This window comes from Pseudoalteromonas sp. KG3, from assembly GCF_030436385.1.
Lineage (GTDB): Bacteria > Pseudomonadota > Gammaproteobacteria > Enterobacterales > Alteromonadaceae > Pseudoalteromonas > Pseudoalteromonas prydzensis.
This window is the reverse complement of the sequence record NZ_CP098523.1, coordinates 2,968,160-2,985,113: the sequence shown is the minus strand read 5'-3', so window position 1 is coordinate 2,985,113 and position 16,954 is coordinate 2,968,160. Positions and strand designations below refer to the sequence as shown.

13 protein-coding genes are annotated in these 16,954 nt (G+C 42.0%); 6 read left to right on the top strand and 7 right to left on the bottom strand.

Features of this window, described 5'->3' with window-relative positions:
• Positions 1 to 10 precede the first annotated feature (10 nt).
• Together hutU and hutH are read left to right on the top strand one after the other, a co-directional pair.
• A complete protein-coding gene (gene hutU, locus NDQ71_RS14125; RefSeq protein ID WP_301561754.1) occupies positions 11 to 1,684 on the top strand; it encodes a urocanate hydratase in 1,674 nt (557 codons plus the stop codon).
• Positions 1,685 to 1,686: 2 nt separating this feature from the next.
• The gene (gene hutH, locus NDQ71_RS14120) at positions 1,687 to 3,219 is read left to right on the top strand and encodes a histidine ammonia-lyase (protein ID WP_301561753.1); all 1,533 of its coding nucleotides are present in this window, start codon (positions 1,687 to 1,689) and stop codon (positions 3,217 to 3,219) included.
• Here hutH and NDQ71_RS14115 read toward each other — a convergent pair.
• Positions 3,216 to 3,986: an NADP-binding protein gene (locus NDQ71_RS14115; protein ID WP_301561752.1), complete on the bottom strand. Its 771-nt coding sequence runs from the start codon at positions 3,984 to 3,986 to the stop codon at positions 3,216 to 3,218. The genes hutH and NDQ71_RS14115 overlap by 4 nt on opposite strands.
• A gap of 129 nt (positions 3,987 to 4,115) precedes the next feature.
• Between NDQ71_RS14115 and NDQ71_RS14110 the strand changes: the two genes are divergently transcribed.
• Together NDQ71_RS14110 and hemN are read left to right on the top strand one after the other, a co-directional pair.
• Positions 4,116 to 6,143: a methyl-accepting chemotaxis protein gene (locus NDQ71_RS14110; protein WP_301561751.1), complete on the top strand. Its 2,028-nt coding sequence runs from the start codon at positions 4,116 to 4,118 to the stop codon at positions 6,141 to 6,143.
• Positions 6,144 to 6,256: 113 nt separating this feature from the next.
• Positions 6,257 to 7,630, top strand: a complete 1,374-nt coding sequence (gene hemN, locus NDQ71_RS14105; protein WP_283709559.1) for an oxygen-independent coproporphyrinogen III oxidase — start codon at positions 6,257 to 6,259, stop codon at positions 7,628 to 7,630.
• Positions 7,631 to 7,696: 66 nt separating this feature from the next.
• Here hemN and NDQ71_RS14100 read toward each other — a convergent pair whose 3' ends face one another.
• The 3 genes from NDQ71_RS14100 to NDQ71_RS14090 form a co-directional block, all read right to left on the bottom strand.
• A complete protein-coding gene (locus tag NDQ71_RS14100) occupies positions 7,697 to 8,212 on the bottom strand; it encodes a DUF2489 domain-containing protein (RefSeq protein WP_301562672.1) in 516 nt (171 codons plus the stop codon).
• Positions 8,209 to 8,799, bottom strand: coding sequence for a Der GTPase-activating protein YihI (gene yihI / locus NDQ71_RS14095; protein ID WP_192541301.1), 591 nt, complete (start codon positions 8,797 to 8,799; stop codon positions 8,209 to 8,211). The genes NDQ71_RS14100 and yihI overlap by 4 nt, the downstream gene beginning before the upstream one ends.
• Positions 8,800 to 9,554: 755 nt before the next feature.
• Entirely contained in the window at positions 9,555 to 10,187 is a 633-nt protein-coding gene (locus NDQ71_RS14090; protein ID WP_064667351.1) for a cytochrome c, read from the bottom strand.
• Between the two features lie 295 nt (positions 10,188 to 10,482).
• Here NDQ71_RS14090 and yihA point away from each other — a divergent pair, with 295 nt between their 5' ends.
• Positions 10,483 to 11,145: a ribosome biogenesis GTP-binding protein YihA/YsxC gene (gene yihA / locus NDQ71_RS14085; RefSeq protein ID WP_064667350.1), complete on the top strand. Its 663-nt coding sequence runs from the start codon at positions 10,483 to 10,485 to the stop codon at positions 11,143 to 11,145.
• On the opposite strand, the gene NDQ71_RS14080 is transcribed toward yihA, so the two are convergent.
• The 3 genes from NDQ71_RS14080 to polA all read right to left on the bottom strand — a co-directional run bounded on the left by NDQ71_RS14080 (position 11,146) and on the right by polA (position 15,507).
• Positions 11,146 to 11,667 (bottom strand): DUF1285 domain-containing protein, encoded by a 522-nt coding sequence (locus NDQ71_RS14080; RefSeq protein ID WP_283709560.1) that lies wholly within the window; start codon positions 11,665 to 11,667, stop codon positions 11,146 to 11,148.
• Complete coding sequence (locus tag NDQ71_RS14075; RefSeq protein WP_283709561.1) at positions 11,667 to 12,254, bottom strand: YceI family protein; 588 nt, start codon at positions 12,252 to 12,254, stop codon at positions 11,667 to 11,669. Before NDQ71_RS14075 ends, NDQ71_RS14080 begins: the two co-directional genes overlap by 1 nt.
• A 517-nt stretch (positions 12,255 to 12,771) precedes the next feature.
• The gene (polA, locus tag NDQ71_RS14070) at positions 12,772 to 15,507 is read right to left on the bottom strand and encodes a DNA polymerase I (RefSeq protein WP_064667345.1); all 2,736 of its coding nucleotides are present in this window, start codon (positions 15,505 to 15,507) and stop codon (positions 12,772 to 12,774) included.
• A gap of 568 nt (positions 15,508 to 16,075) precedes the next feature.
• Between polA and elbB the strand changes: the two genes are divergently transcribed.
• Positions 16,076 to 16,726, top strand: coding sequence for an isoprenoid biosynthesis glyoxalase ElbB (gene elbB, locus NDQ71_RS14065; RefSeq protein WP_192541303.1), 651 nt, complete (start codon positions 16,076 to 16,078; stop codon positions 16,724 to 16,726).
• Positions 16,727 to 16,954: the final 228 nt, after the last annotated feature.

The window sequence follows — 16,954 nt, the reverse complement described above, 5'->3', positions numbered from 1 at the left end:
GGAGTACTCCATGAACAATAGACTTGACGAATCGCGTGTGATCCGCGCGCCACATGGCGATAAGATCAGCGCTAAAAGCTGGCTCACCGAAGCGGCTAAGCGTATGTTAATGAATAACCTCGATCCAGAGGTGGCAGAGCACCCACATGCACTTGTTGTATATGGCGGCATTGGTCGTGCAGCCCGTGATTGGCCTTGTTTTGATAAAATCATCGAAACTTTAGATAGACTTGAAGACGACGAAACGCTTTTGGTTCAATCAGGTAAGCCAGTTGGGGTATTTAAAACCCATAGCAATGCACCGCGAGTATTAATTGCCAACTCAAACTTAGTGCCACACTGGGCTAATTGGGAACATTTTAATGAGCTCGATAAGCTAGGTTTGATGATGTACGGGCAAATGACTGCGGGCTCTTGGATTTATATTGGCTCGCAAGGCATAGTACAAGGTACCTACGAAACCTTTGTCGCTATGGCAAAACAACACTTTAACGGTGATGCCAAAGGTAAATGGGTATTAACCGGTGGTTTAGGTGGCATGGGTGGTGCGCAACCACTTGCAGCAACCATGGCAGGCTTTAGCGCCTTAGTGGTTGAATGTGATGAGACACGTATCGATTTTCGTATTAAAACCCGCTATGTCGACGTTAAAGCAACCGATTTAGACCATGCCCTAGAGCTTATCAACGGCGCATGCGCAAAAGGCGAAGCGTTGTCAGTCGGTTTACTCGGTAATGCTGCCGACGTATTTAGCGAGTTAGTAAAACGCAAAATTACGCCTGATGTTGTCACCGATCAAACGTCAGCCCACGATCCACTCAACGGATATTTACCACAAGATTGGAGCATGGCGCACGCGGCTAAAATGCGTGAGCAAGATCCACAAGCTGTGGTTAAAGCCGCCAAACAATCAATGGCTGTACAAGTTACGGCAATGCTAGCTCTGCAACAAGCAGGCGCAGCAACTACTGACTATGGTAACAACATTCGCCAAATGGCGTTTGAAGAAGGTGTTACTAATGCCTTTGATTTCCCAGGTTTTGTACCAGCTTATATCCGCCCGTTATTTTGTGAAGGCATTGGTCCATTCCGTTGGGTAGCATTATCTGGCGATCCAGAGGATATTTATAAAACCGATGCTAAAGTTAAAGAGCTCATTCCAGATGATAAGCATTTGCACAACTGGCTTGATATGGCCCGCGAGCGCATTCAGTTCCAAGGTTTACCTGCGCGTATTTGCTGGGTTGGCTTAAAAGACCGTGCCCGTTTAGCACTGGCGTTTAATGAAATGGTTAAAAATGGTGAATTAAAAGCGCCAGTCGTGATTGGCCGTGATCACTTAGATTCTGGCTCAGTAGCCAGTCCTAACCGTGAAACTGAAGCGATGAAAGACGGTTCAGATGCGGTATCTGATTGGCCATTATTAAACGCACTACTTAATACTGCCGGCGGTGCGACTTGGGTATCGCTACATCATGGTGGTGGTGTAGGTATGGGCTTTAGCCAACACTCAGGCGTGGTGATTGTTGCCGATGGTACAGATGAAGCCGCCGCTAGAGTGGGCCGTGTGTTATGGAATGATCCTGCCACTGGTGTTATGCGCCATGCTGACGCAGGCTACGATATTGCAATTAATTGCGCGAACGAGCAAGGCCTCGACTTACCTATGTTGAATAAGGAATAACCATGTTTGAATATACTCTCACACCCGGCCAGCTCGACTTGGCGACACTGCGTAAAATTAATCTTTCACCGGTAACATTAAGTCTTGCTAAAGATAGCGACATCAACATCGCAGCAAGTGCACAAACCGTGCAAGATGTGATTGATCAACAGCGCACTGTTTACGGTATTAACACCGGCTTTGGCTTACTGGCTAACACAAAAATTGCCGAGCATGAACTTGAGTTATTACAGAGCTCTATTGTGCTTTCTCATGCGGCGGGTATCGGCGAATACATGGACGACAGCACAGTACGCTTAATGATGGTGCTAAAAATTAACTCTTTATCACGTGGTTTTTCAGGTATTCGATTGAAAGTGATTGAGTTTTTTATGCAACTGCTAGAGGCCGAAGTTTACCCTTGCGTGCCTAAAAAAGGCTCTGTTGGGGCATCAGGTGATTTAGCACCACTGTCACACATGTGCTTACCGTTACTGGGTGAAGGCGAAATGCGCCATCAAGGTAAATTAATAAGCGCCGCCGAAGGCCTAAAAATTGCCAAGCTTGAGCCACTCACTTTAGCTGCCAAAGAAGGCCTAGCCCTACTGAACGGCACCCAAGCTTCCACGGCTTTTGCATTACAAGGCTTATTCCGCGCCGAAGATTTGTATGCACAAAGCTGTGCGATTGGCTCAATCAGCATTGAAGCTGCAATGGGCAGTCGTTCACCATTTGATGCACGTATTCATGAAATTCGTGGTCAACGCGGACAAATTGATACCGCCGCAATCTTCCGCGATATACTCAGTGAACAGTCACAGATCAGTGAAGCCCATGTCGATTGTGAAAAAGTACAAGACCCTTACTGCTTACGCTGTCAGCCACAAGTACTTGGCGCATGTTTAACGCAAATTCGCCAAGCTGCTGAAGTTTTATTATGCGAGTCAAATGGCGTAACCGATAACCCATTAGTGTTTGCAGATGTGGGCGATATTATTTCTGGCGGTAACTTTCATGCCGAGCCCGTTGCAATGGCTGCCGATAACTTAGCGTTAGCGATTGCTGAAATCGGTGCACTTGCGGAGCGTCGAATTGCCTTATTGATTGATTCAAACCTATCAAAACTACCACCGTTTTTAGTTGAAAATGGCGGTGTAAATTCAGGCTTTATGATTGCACAAGTAACCGCAGCAGCACTGGCATCTGAAAATAAATCACTGGCACACCCTGCTTCTGTAGATAGCCTACCAACCTCAGCAAACCAAGAAGACCATGTTTCTATGGCTACCTTTGCGGCGCGTCGTCTTGGTGAAATGGCTAATAACACCCAAGGTGTATTAGCTATTGAATGGCTTGCCTCAGCGCAAGGGCTGGAGTTTAGAAAGCCATTAACAGCTTCTGAAAAAGTAGAGCTAGCGAAAGCTATCTTGCGTGAAAAGGTCAGCTACTACGATAAGGACCGTTATTTTGGCCCTGATATCGAAGCTGCTAATACGTTATTGCAACAAGGAAAACTATGTAGCTTGTTGCCTGCGGGTATTTTACCTTCGTTTTAAATATCAAATTGATAATTAAAACCTAACTGTTCAATAGCCGAACCATCGATGATGCGTTCGGCTATTTTGTCACTCATAAAGGTAGGCGCTTGCGTGCCATACTGCTGACACTTCTGCTGGTAATAATCTGCTTTGCTTGGATGAGCCGGATTAACCACATTGTAAATTGGCGCAGCAAGCTGCCAATTATCCAACACAGTGATAATCGCATTAATCACATCTTGTTGCTGCACCATATTAACTGTTTGTCTACTAGAGCCTCGTAATTCTTTGCCAGCCACAAATCGCCCCGGTTCGCGGTTAGGGCCAATTAAACCGCCTAATCTAAGTACTTTGCCACCCGCATCAAGTATAAGTTGCTCCGCTGCGATTAACGGCTGCTGCCTAGCTGTGGTTGCCTTTACTACACTTTGTTCAGTATAAATTGCATTATCTTGGTCGTACACAGCAGTTGATGAGCATAATAAAAAGCCTTTTGCCTGCATGGCGTTGGCAAGTTCAATCGCGAGTGTCAACGTTTCTAAATAGTGACTATCAGCATGTCGACTTCGCGGGGGTATTGAGCATACCCACCAGGCATTGTGCAAATCAACTTGATGAGTCAGCTTATTATCTGCAAATACCAACTGGCGTTGAAAAGCATGTTGGTGCTCACTACTGCGATGCGTGCCTTGCACACCCCAGCCTTTTTCTTGCTGTTGTAAGCACAATGGCTGACCCAGCCACCCCGCACCTAGCACAACTAGCTGGTCGTTATTTGTTCCCATTACGTAGCATCACCCTTACAATTTTATAAAATACCGTCAACTTGTCTTATCGCATACCATAGCACTAAGTACCAAGATATGATTAGATAAGAGTGCTTACTCTACTAAATAATAAGAATGTGTGCACTTATGCTTAAAAATCTATCCCTAAGAAAAAAAATACTATTGCTGATCGGCGGCACTATAAGTGTCTTATTACTGATTGCCTCAGCCTACTTTGTTAACCATATTGCCGCGTTGTCGCGGCAAAGTATCGAGCGCGAAGCACATAGCTACCTACAAAGTGAACAACTTTCCATGAAAAGTTATTTTGCTCAGTACGGCAAACTGGTCGCAACATTTGTCAATAACCCGCATTTAGTAAATTGGTTTGATAATTGGGATAAACGTGACCAAACCCTACAAGGTGCGCCAGGCTATGATGAAATAAACCAAGACTTTGTGCGTATTAGTAGCAAAGACGAAAATATTTTATCGGCCTTTTTTGCCTCGGCAAAAACCGGGGAATACTTCAAAGAAAATGAACGAACCACTCACTACAATAATGAGCCATATTATGCGTATAAACGCGGTTGGTGGATAGATGCCTTAAAGATTAACCGTTTATATGTTGGGCCAATTTCCGTTGATTTAACAACACGCAACGCCTCAGCAGTAGTGCAACAACCCGTATACAACCAAGATAATGAATTAGTTGGTTTTGGCGGTGTTGACTTACAACTCAATAAAATTAACAAAATGGTCGAAGATATTCGCTTTAACGGCCAAGGTTACGGATTTTTACTGGATGACAACCAAAAAGTCGTGCACTTATCCAATCGTACCAAGCATAAGCTGTCGATCACTGATGAAGGACCTAATGGCAAAGAAGGTCTGGAGCAACTAGAAAAACAATTTAGCGATACCCAAGGCTTTACTGAACTTAATCAACTGATGAAAAACAACATCGAGGGCGATGCCAGCGTTACCTTTAAGGGCCAAGAATATTTTGTTGTGTATAACCGCCTGCAATTAGAACACCCTTACTTAAATTGGTATGTGGGTATTTTAGTGCCACGCAGTATGATTGATGAACCTGTTAATCAAGCCGTAACAACAACGACCACTTCAGTATTGATTATTTTATTAATCATAATCGCGATGATTTTATGGGCCACCCACATGATCTCAAAACCGATTATTACCCTCACCCATATCATGCGCGATATAGCTTCTGGCGAGGGCGATTTAACCCAAAAAATTACTATTGATAGCAAAGATGAAGTGGGCCAGCTCGCCCACCATATGAATACCTTTATCGATAAACTGCGCGTGATGATGCTAGATACCGCAAAACAAGCAAAGCAATTAACCAATGCCGCAGCTCAACTGAATTTAGTCTCGCAAAAAACCAATGCTGAAATTCAACAAGAAAAACAGCAAGTCGACAGCGTTAGCGCCGCGGTAACAGAAATGGCCACCACCGTGATGGAGATTTCTCGTAACGCACAACGCACCAACAATGCCGCAGAAGAAGTACAACACATCTCTGTTGATGGTGCGAAACGTTCGCAAAATGCGCAAAGTGTAATGACCGCATTAGCCGATCACATCGGCGAAGCGTCCAAAGTAGTCGCTGGGTTAGAGCAAGAAAGTGGCAATATTGGCGCCGTGGTGGATGTGATCAACTCAATTGCAGAACAAACTAACTTACTGGCCCTTAATGCGGCAATAGAGGCTGCGCGTGCTGGTGAGCAAGGGCGTGGCTTTGCGGTGGTTGCCGATGAAGTTCGCTCCTTAGCGAGCCGCACTCAAGAGTCAACCGATGACATTCGCAATATGATCTCGCGTTTGCAACAAATTGCTCAGCAGGCTTCTACTATGATGCAGCAAGGACAACAGCGTGCACAGAGCTCAGTGACACAAACGCAAGAAGTGCTTGATGCACTACAAAACATTGCCGATGCTGTGACTAAAGTACAAGATCAAAGTCATCACATTGCCACCTCAACCGAGCAGCAAACGGTGGTTGCTGAGGATATCAACAGCAGTCTCGCGGTAATTAATAACTTAGTAAATAATACCGCGGATCATGCTTTAGAGCTTGCTGACGAAGCGCGTGAACTCAATGATTTGGCAGCATCACTCAATAAAACCGTCAATCAGTTTAAACTCTAGGCCTACAACAACTATAAAAAGAGTGCTGTGATGGCACTCTTTTTTGTTATAGATCAATACCCCGTCAAGTTGGTTTTTTTATAATTATGCAAACTTTATTAAAGGCGCGCGTGATGATTAATTTACCAAAGTGGGATCAAAGTTTAATAAATAAGTACAATATTTCAGGGCCAAGATACACCTCTTACCCAACCGCATTGTCGTTTAATGAGGGCTACCAACAGCATGATTTGATCAACGCGATTAATTCATCATCAACTAATAGCCTCTCTTTATACATCCATATCCCATTTTGTAGCCAGCTTTGTTACTACTGCGGCTGTAATAAAGTGATCACTCGTCATCAGTCAAAAGCAGACCTTTATCTTGATTATTTAGAGCAAGAGATCATTGCACAAGCCCCTCATTTTTCAGGCTACCAAGTAGAGCAATTGCATTTAGGCGGCGGAACACCCACCTTTTTAACCGCAGCACAAATGGCACGTTTAATTGGCATACTCGAACAACAGTTTAACTTTGCTGTGGATGCTGAACGCGGTATTGAAATTGACCCTCGTTCACTTGCCGATGGCATGCTCGAGCATTTGCGTTTCTTAGGCTTTAATCGTGTCTCTTTTGGTATTCAAGACTTTAATGACGCAGTGCAGCTGGCTGTAAATCGTCCACAAAGTGCCAGTGCGGTAAAAAGCTTGCTCACTGAAGCCCGCCAGTTGGGTTTTAAATCTATCAATGCGGATATGATTTACGGCCTACCACTGCAAACACCCGAAAGCTTTAAAACCACTATTGAGCAACTCATCGCCCTGAGTCCTGATCGAGTGTCGGTATTTAATTATGCGCACTTGCCGGAGCGCTTTGCCGCACAGCGAAAAATAAAAGATGCCGATTTACCCAACGCTCACGACAAGCTCACTATGTTTAAAAACACCCTTGAGCAAATGAGTGACGCCGGTTATCAGTTTATCGGTATGGATCACTTCGCAAAAACCAGTAATGAGTTAGCAATTGCACAAAATAGCGGGCAATTACATCGTAACTTTCAAGGTTATACTACTCATGGCAACTGTGATTTATTAGGCTTAGGGGTGTCATCAATCTCACAAATTGGCAGCTCAATTTTGCAAAATCAAAAACAGTTAAAAGCCTATTATCATGACATTGAACACCAATTAGGTAGCGCTATCTGTAAAGGAATGCAATTGAGCCAAGATGATGTCATTCGCGCAGAAGTGATCAAGCAATTGATTTGCCATTTTCAACTTGATACTCGCGCTATCGCAGATAAGTTCCAGATCAATTTTGCCAGCTACTTTGTTGATGCACTCAAAGCACTCGACCCACTCTTAGCAGATGGCATGATCAATATTAAAAATAACATAATTACGGTGACTGAACGGGGAAACTTATTTATTCGCATCATCTGCATGTGTTTTGATGCTCATTTACAAAACCAGATTAACGCAACTCGGTTCTCACGGATAATTTAACCTGAACACACAAGCATAAAAAAAGCAGACCTAGGTCTGCTTTTCACTTATCTTGCTATCACAAATTTAATTAAACACTACATTCTCGCTACCAGGCGCTGCTTTGAACTCCTCGATAATTTTCTTACAGTCAGCTTTAATTTGCTCTGCGTGAGTTTCCTCTGCACGCCAACGGGCACTGTCTTGCTGAAAGATTTCTTTTTTCGAGTATTTTTTACGAGCATCATGAGTTGGCATTTCTTTTACTACTTCATACATAGCAAATATACCTGGGTAGCGCAGCGAGATATCACCGTCGTCAGCAAAACTATATTGCGACATTAGCACCCAGATACGTAAGCTCCCTTCTGAGAACTCACACTGCTCCTGCTCCATTGCACGAGCTATTAAATGAATACTATCAGCGAGCTTAGCATTGCGCTCTAAACGAGACTTCGCGAGCTTCGCCTGTTGCTTTGCTTGCTCTTTGGCAATCTGTTTTTTTTGCGCACTGAGTTTATACAGCAATTGGCCAGCATAAAATGCCAGCCCCGCAATGATCGCAGCGCCAACACACAGAGCTAAGATCAGCATATTCATTATTTATCGTCCTCGTCATCTAACCATTCATTGGCTAAATCGTTCGACAAGTAATGATCAAAATCACTATTACCTTGTTCGCTAAATTCTTCATCATCAAAGTCATCAGTAGCGTCTTCATCTTCAATACCCAGTAATTCGCATAACTCTTGGTGACGTGCAATGCGGCTATTGAAATACTTAGCATCTTTACCAGTTAACATTTGGCCACTTTCGTGCAGCTCAACTAGTTTTAATAGACGCTCGTCATTTTCTAGCGCTTCTAGCTCTTGCTCTGGTGAAATTTCAGGTTGAACCACTTTTTTCAGCTCAACTTGTGGCTTTAAGTTACGTTTAAGCTCAATAACTGGCTCTGCTGCAACTGCAATTAAAGGAACCGGTTTCTTGCTGCCAACACGCTTGTCTTTGTGTTGCTGGTTACCTTTACTCTCTGGCTGTAAAGCATCAACCGAATTACGTGAACCTGGCTTAGCACCTTTGGTTTTTTTAACACGCTGCTCTTTTAACGCACGCATTTCTTTAAGCTTATCTTGGCTTAAACGAACGGGACCGTTAGACGGGATTTTACGTGACTTTTTCTTTCTACTCATATCTTGATCATCTCACTTAAGAGGTTTTGAACAACGCGCACTGTGGCGTTGCGATGCTGGCCTTGCCAGAAGAATTCGGTTTGTGCGGATTGAGGTTGGGTAACTCGACTACTAGCGCACTTTTATACATTTAAGTATAAACGATGGCTATTGTAACAGGACAAATAAAAAGGCGGTAGAGAAAACATCTCTACCGCCTGCTAATCTGAGCGCCATTTAACTGGACACTTCTCCCTTCGACTTTTTAGTCTTTATTATTGTTATTATTTTTGTTGTTCCATGTTGTTATTATTTTTACCTTCCGTGTAACATTCCATTTTGTTTTTATTTTAAACTTCCATGAGATTTTATTATTCTCGGTCTTCATTGACTCTTTTTTAATATTCCCTCGGTGGCATCAACCGATGCCTTATCCCCGATAATCACGTCACACTACTTTCCGTGTAGTTTAATCCATTTTGTTCTTATTGTTTCAGCGACAGGGGTTAATTTACGCATTAATAATTTTGTTACAACTAATTTATATAAGTTTTCTTACACAACATAAATTGCAACATTGTGAAAACATTAAATTACAGTAGGTTATGATAAAAACAAAAATAAAAATAAGATTTGGCTTACAGTTAGATATGGTCAATATCTCACAAATAGAAGGGCAATATCGACAAATTACAAATACAAAAAAAGCAGCCTACGCTGCTTTTTGTAACTAACTATGGAGTCTAGTATTAATAATTTAATTAATCTATACTACTTTAGTGTAGCCCACCTAGGTACTGAGAAAGTACTTCGATATCTTTATCTGTTAGTTTCTTCGCAATATCTTGCATCATGCCATTTAAATCGTTGTGGCGTGTGCCATCACGGAATTTTTCAAGTTGTGACTTGATGTATCCTGGATGTTGAAAAGAGATTTTTGGAAACTTAGCTAATGATGAGCCATTACCGCGTGGACCATGACATGCAGCACATGCTGGAATGCCACGCTCTGCATCACCTGCTTTATAAAGCATTGCGCCAACTTCAACTACATCTTTAGGTGTTGCACCTTCAGACATGTTTAGTGACGAAAAGTAAGCAGCGACATCTTTCATGTCTTGATCGCTAAGTGGCATTGCCATTGCGCTCATTACAGGATCCATACGGCCCTCTTTACCACCTGAAGTCATACCTGATTTCAAATCGACAAGTTGCTTATAAATATAATCTGCGTGTTGACCTGCAATTTTTGGGTAGATATTAACCGGCGCATTACCGTCTGGGCCGTGACAAGCCGCACACGTTGCTGATTTTTCTTTACCTGCGTTTACATCGCCATCAAATGCTGTTGCGTTGCTTGCTGACAACGCACCAAGCAATATAGTTAAAGATAGTGCTATTTTTTTCATGGTGAATTCTCTGTTTCCGACCCTGTATCATCTACAATATGGATGTTGTGATTTATATATTCTACACGATAATAAATTCTCTGGCACGTTTTCTACTCATATTAAACTTATAAATTATAGGGTTTTGACCTAGATTAAGCTTTAGAGCTGCCGTTTTAGTTCATTTTAGGCTGATATCTTAATCCAAATCCGCTTTTTAATAGTGTAGTAATAGTATAAAATGCGCCCCTTAAGTGAACTTTAATTAAGTAAAGTTTACTCGCTGTAATACTTAATTAAGTTTCTAGGAGAGCCTGTGCTCAAATCTCGTATCAAATATAACACTGCGTCGTTCGTAACCAGCGCACCTGATATCACTAAATTGCCTACTGATACGGGAATTGAAGTAGCCTTTGCTGGCCGCTCCAACGCCGGTAAATCGAGTGCCCTAAATGCTTTAACAGACCAAAAACTGGCTCGTACCAGTAAAACTCCTGGTCGTACCCAGCTGATCAATACATTTGAATTAGCCGACGTTGATAATATGCGTCTCATTGATTTACCTGGCTATGGTTTTGCTAAGGTGCCAATCGAGATGAAAAAGAAATGGCAGAAATCATTAGGCGAATACCTACAAAAACGTCAAAGTTTAAAGGGTATCGTTGTACTGATGGATATTCGTCACCCTCTTAAAGATTTAGACCGCGATTTAATTAACTGGGCAATTGGCAGTGAAATTCCAGTATTGGCATTGTTAACCAAAGCAGACAAACTCAAGCAAGGCGCTCGTAAAGCACAAGTTTTACAAGTTCGCCGTGAGTTAAGCACTTTAGAAGGTGATATTACCGTTCATGCGTTTTCATCTTTAAAAGGCACAGGATTACCTGAAGTCGCTAAGAAATTAGATGAATGGTTCCTTGGACCAATTGTTGCAATACCACCTACAGATGTTGAACAAACGCCTGAACCAGATGCTTAATCACACGTTTAAGTAAAAACGCTGACCCGCAGATTGAATGAAATAGCCTTGCTTATCAGCTTGTGCTATTTCAGCCCACTGATAAAACACACTTCTAGAAACTCGCGCACTACAGCCATGCGGTAATTGAATATATGGCACAGCTTGCCCTTGGTAATCTTGCACTACAATAGGCTGTGCTGGCGTAATTAACCAAGTTCGCGCTAAATTATCAATGCAGCACAACACTTGGCCTTGCTCGGTCATTTCAAAGCACCAATCAACAACAATAAAAGGCGCGTCACATACTGTGATAGCTATTTTTTCAACCGGTGTTTTTAAATAATACGCTCCCTGCTCTTTACAAAGCACCGAGGCAAATAGCTTAACCATAGCAAGGCGATTAATTTTACTTCCTGCGTAAAACCACTCGCCTTGTTCATTGATTTGAATTGGCAGCTCACCGCAATGTTGTGGTTGCCAATCAGCAAAGGGCTTACCTGGTTGCTCAAGCAGTTTGGCAAGTTCAGGTAAGCTTTGCATTATCTATCTTTATTTAACGTTAAAGAAAAGTCTACTGGAACAGCTGTTGCGATTGATGGCAAACCTGCTAGCTTTTGTAACTGAGCAATGCCCTCTGTTACAGCAAAGTCACTGGCATTAATAATGATCGGGCTAAGTGATGATATAGTGATATCACCCATTGGCGACATATTTGCTAACACATCAAATTTAATGGTTTTTTTATTGCCATGAAAATCAAGCTCAGCACTAATCCCTTTTAATAAATGCTGACCCGGTGCAATAGCTTGTAAGCGCTTAGTTAAATCAGCGGTGATTATTGCTTTAGGAAATTGAGCGGTTTCAAATAACAAGTTTGTCATGCGTTCATTACGGATTGGGATCATCGTTTCAACGGATGTCAAGTCAATTTCTACCTTGAATTGCCCTTCATCAGATAAACCACCTGAAACCGTTTTAAAGTAATGTGCCTCTGCGATGCTATTTGATTTAATCGATATAAAGCTCACTTTACTTTGATCATTATTAACATGCCATGCAGCATTCGCAGTAGGTGCCAAAAGCAAGCTAGAAAGAGACAAAGTGGCCACAGCCATAGTTTTAAACATAACGCATTCCTTCGATAATGAGAATTATATTGATGTTAGCACTGATAGAATGAAGTGCAATGGGGGAAATAAAAAACAACCCAGTAAATCAATACTGGGTTGGTATAGCAAACTGGGGAGAAGCTATCAATACGTTGCACCCTTGCGAGTGCATCATCAACAGGATGTCCTACAGGATGAGGACGCGCGGACTTTAGCAAACTAATAATGAGAAATAAACTAAATACAGGTACTAACTAGCAGAATTGATAAACATATAACGAAATCTACAAATTGCATTTTAAATTAACTTAATTTTAACACCCATTATGTGTTTGAAATTTGTTCTATTAACTTATTAGAATAAAAAATCCACTGCTTTTTAACTGTGTTAAGCAGCTTAAAAGCGCAATTACTCGATCAACATCTCACCGAAAATCAACAAAGACGATTTTTAGCACTGCTTCCTCAGACCTAAAAAAACGTGGCTGCACACAGTGCAGCCACGCTGATATTTATTGATGCAAAGATGTAGCGATTAGTGAGCTTGCTCCCAGTTATCACCACTATCGGCTTCAACAACTAAAGGCACATCTAATTTCGCAGCATCAGACATTAATTGACAAATCTCTGCTGTGTATTGCTCAACACACTCAGTTTTGATTTCAAATACCAATTCATCGTGCACTTGCATTAGCAACTTAACGGTATTCGGTGCTTGCTCATACACCCACTTATTTACTGTTAGCATGGCTTTTTTGATGATGTCTGCCGCAGTGCCTTGCATTGGCGCATTGATCGCTGCACGCTCCGCCCCTTTACGACGAGCGCCATTACGGGCATTGATCTCCGGTAAATGTAGGCGACGACCAAAAATAGTTTCAACATAACCGTTTTCAGCCGCTTTCTCTCGAGTTGATTCCATATACTCAAGCACCCCAGGGAAGCGTTCAAAATATTTATCAATATAGTGCTGTGCTTCATGGCGTGGCACATCAAGCTGACGCGCTAAACCAAATGCCGACATACCATAAATTAAACCAAAGTTAACTGCTTTGGCTTTACGACGCATATCACTCGTTACCTCTTCTAACGTCACACCAAATACTTCTGCGGCAGTTGCACTGTGTACATCAAGGCCATTAGCAAAAGCACTGAGTAGGCCTTTATCTTGCGATAAATGCGCCATAATACGTAGTTCAATTTGGCTATAATCGGCAGCGACAATTTTATAACCATCAGCAGCGATAAACGCTTCACGAATACGACGCCCTTCTTCTGAGCGAATGGGAATATTCTGTAAATTAGGATCGGTCGAACTTAAACGCCCTGTCGCCGTTACCGCTTGATGATAAGAGGTATGCACACGGTTAGTTTGCTCATTCACCATTAATGGCAGCTTATCTGTGTAAGTCGATTTAAGCTTAGATAAACCACGGTGTTCGATGATCACTTTTGGCAATGGATAATCGTGAGCTAACTCTTGCAGCACTTCTTCTGCGGTTGATGGTGCGCCTTTTGGCGTTTTTTTAATAACGGGCAGTTCAAGCTTTTCAAACAGTAATACTTGTAATTGCTTTGGTGAGCTTAAGTTAAATGGTTCACCCGCAATTTCATGAGCTTCTTTTTCTAATTCAATGAGCCGCTCGCCTAAACGCTGGCTGTGTGCCGCTAGCATTTTACTATCGATTGCGACACCGGTACGCTCAATATCTGAAATAACACTAAGCAACGGTAATTCTATTTCTTCAAATACCGATTTAAGTTTGTCATCAGCCGCTATTTTAGGCCATAACACTTCATGCAAACGCAACGTAATATCAGCATCTTCAGCGGCATACGGTGCGGCTTTTTCAAGTTCAATTTGATTAAACGTTAACTGTTTTTTACCTTTACCAGCAATATCTTCAAAACTGATATTTTTATGGCCTAAGTATTTTAGTGCTAACGAATCCATATCATGGCGCGTGCCAACACTGTTGAACACGTAAGATTCAAGCATAGTATCAAACTTAATCCCTTTGAGTTCAAAACCGGCATTGGCTAATACGCTTTTATCGTATTTAAGGTTTTGACCTACTTTCGCTTTGTTTTCATCCGCTAAAATTGGCCCAAGCTTAGTCATCACTGTTTCTAAGCTTAATTGCTCTGGAGCGCCAGGATAATCATGGGCAATCGGCAAATACACAGCTTCGCCCGCTTTTACAGCAAAGCTCATACCCACAAGTTGCGCTTGCATATAATCAAGGCTGGTTGTTTCGGTATCAAACGCAAATAACTCGGCATTATTTAGCTGTTCAACTAGCGTATCTAATTGTGCTTCGCTGAGGATGGTCTCATAATGGGCGTCTGCCACTTTTGGCAGCTCATTCGCTTCACTTGGTACTGCTAAGTGAGTATCAGCATCTTTGGGGTTATCAAGTAGTTCAGCCAACCAACGACGGAATTCACATTCACCGTATAAAGCGATTAATTCGTCTCGATTAGGTTCTTGAAGTTTGAAAGTATCTAGATCCGATTCAACCTCAACATCACATTTAATCGTCGCCAGTTCATAACTTAGCGGTAAATGAGCCGCAGCGGCTGCCAATTTCTCGCCGATCTTACCTTTGATCTCATTAGCATGATCTAGCACACCTTGTAATGATCCGTATTTTTGTAACCACTTAACCGCCGTTTTAGGACCACAGCCATCTACACCTGGAATATTATCTACTTTATCGCCCATTAATGCTAAGTAATCGATAATCAGCTCTGGGCCAACACCGAACTTCTCTACAACAGTCTCAGGATCTGAGATGCTGTCGGTCATAGTGTTGATCAAGGTGACATGCTCATTCACTAACTGAGCCATGTCTTTATCGCCGGTTGAGATCAATACATGGCGCTGTTGCTCTGAAGCGATCCGCGCAAACGTACCAATTACGTCATCAGCTTCAACACCTTCAATACTAATAAGCGGAAAACCCATCGCTTTAATAATGTTATGCAGCGGTGCTATTTGTGTACGTAAGTCATCTGGCATCGGTGGACGATTCGCCTTGTACTCACTGTACATATCATTACGAAATGTTTTACCTTTAGCATCAAACACTACCACCATATGGCTTGGATTATATTGTTTGATCAGGCTTTTCATCATATTTACCACGCCATAAATAGCGCCGGTAGCTTCACCTTTAGAGTTAGTTAAATGTGGTGGTGAATGGTATGCACGGAATAAGTAGGAAGAGCCATCAACTAAAATAAGTGGATTTTCAGGGATCTGAGCCATGGTGTAATTGGATCCTAAATGAGAGAAAACGAAATAATTGTAAGCATGCCATAAGGACACACATAAAACGACTGCCAATTAAGCTTTGTTTAACCAGCCAAATGAGAGCAAGCTGTGGATAACTATGTAGATAACAGCCACAAGCTATTCCTCCAAAGTAAATTAAAATTACTTAGAAAAATGTTAAGTGTATGTTTTGTTTAAAAAGATAATGCGAGGTTCTTTTTTTATTATTTTTTATAGCAATGTGGAAAAGTATTTCAACGCTTCCCTTCATTCTGCTTTTTTGGTACAACGAATAACGGTTAATTAATCCCTTATAAATAACCGGACGAGCATTCTATCACAATGGATCAAAGATCATAGTGATCCTTTATAATTTTTTCCTCTTAGCGATCTTTTAAAAAAGCATATAGCGCGCTTTTACTTACCCTCAAGAGAATTATCAAATAAAAATAATCTTTAAATGAACGAAAGTAAGATCATAAAATGATCTTACAAAGGTCACGACGGCCACTAAAAAGCCGTGCTAAACTAATTTTATGAAACATAAATAAGAGTCAAATATATGAAAAAAATAGCTGTAATTTTAGCGGGTTGTGGAGTTTATGACGGTGCGGAGATCAACGAAGCTGTATTAACCTTATTACATATTGCTAAAGCTGGCGCAAGCTACCAATGCTTTGCTCCTGACATCGAGCAGTTGCATACCATCAATCATCTCACTGGCGAGGAAATGCAGCCAAATCGTAACGTACTAGTAGAAGCTGCCCGCATTGCAAGAGGTGAGATTAAAGCGCTATCTCAATTAGACGTTAATGATTTTGATGGGTTAATTGTCCCTGGTGGCTTTGGCGCCGCGAAAAACCTCTGCGATTTTGCTGTTAAAGGCACACAAGCACAATTACACGTTGACATGCTTCGTGTCGGTAAAGCATTTGCTGATGCCAACAAAGCGGCAGGTTATATGTGTATAGCACCGGCAATGATCCCTTTGATCTACGGCAATGGAGTTAAAGCCACCATAGGTAACGATGCAGATACTGCCGATGCACTAAAGAGTCTTGGCGCGCACCATGTTGAATGTGCCGTCGATGAGATTGTAATTGATGAGCAACATAAACTCGTTAGCACACCTGCTTATATGCTGGCACAATCTATTTTAGAGGCCGATGCAGGCATAGAGAAACTCGTCAAAGCTGTCATTAAAATGTGTTAAACCATGAGTGAACAATTACTGGGTTTTATAACGACATTTTTTGCGCTAACGCAAAAAATGTCGTTTTTTCAAAATAAAAACAGCTCACGGCGTTTTATAAATTGCGGCTAAGCCGTTATACCCAAACCACCCCAAGATACAGAATTCAGCGTTTCACAGGTGCTTAATATCAAGGCGTTACTTTGCAACAATGGCAGTCCCTTTTAAGAAGTAACAACGCTGAGAATA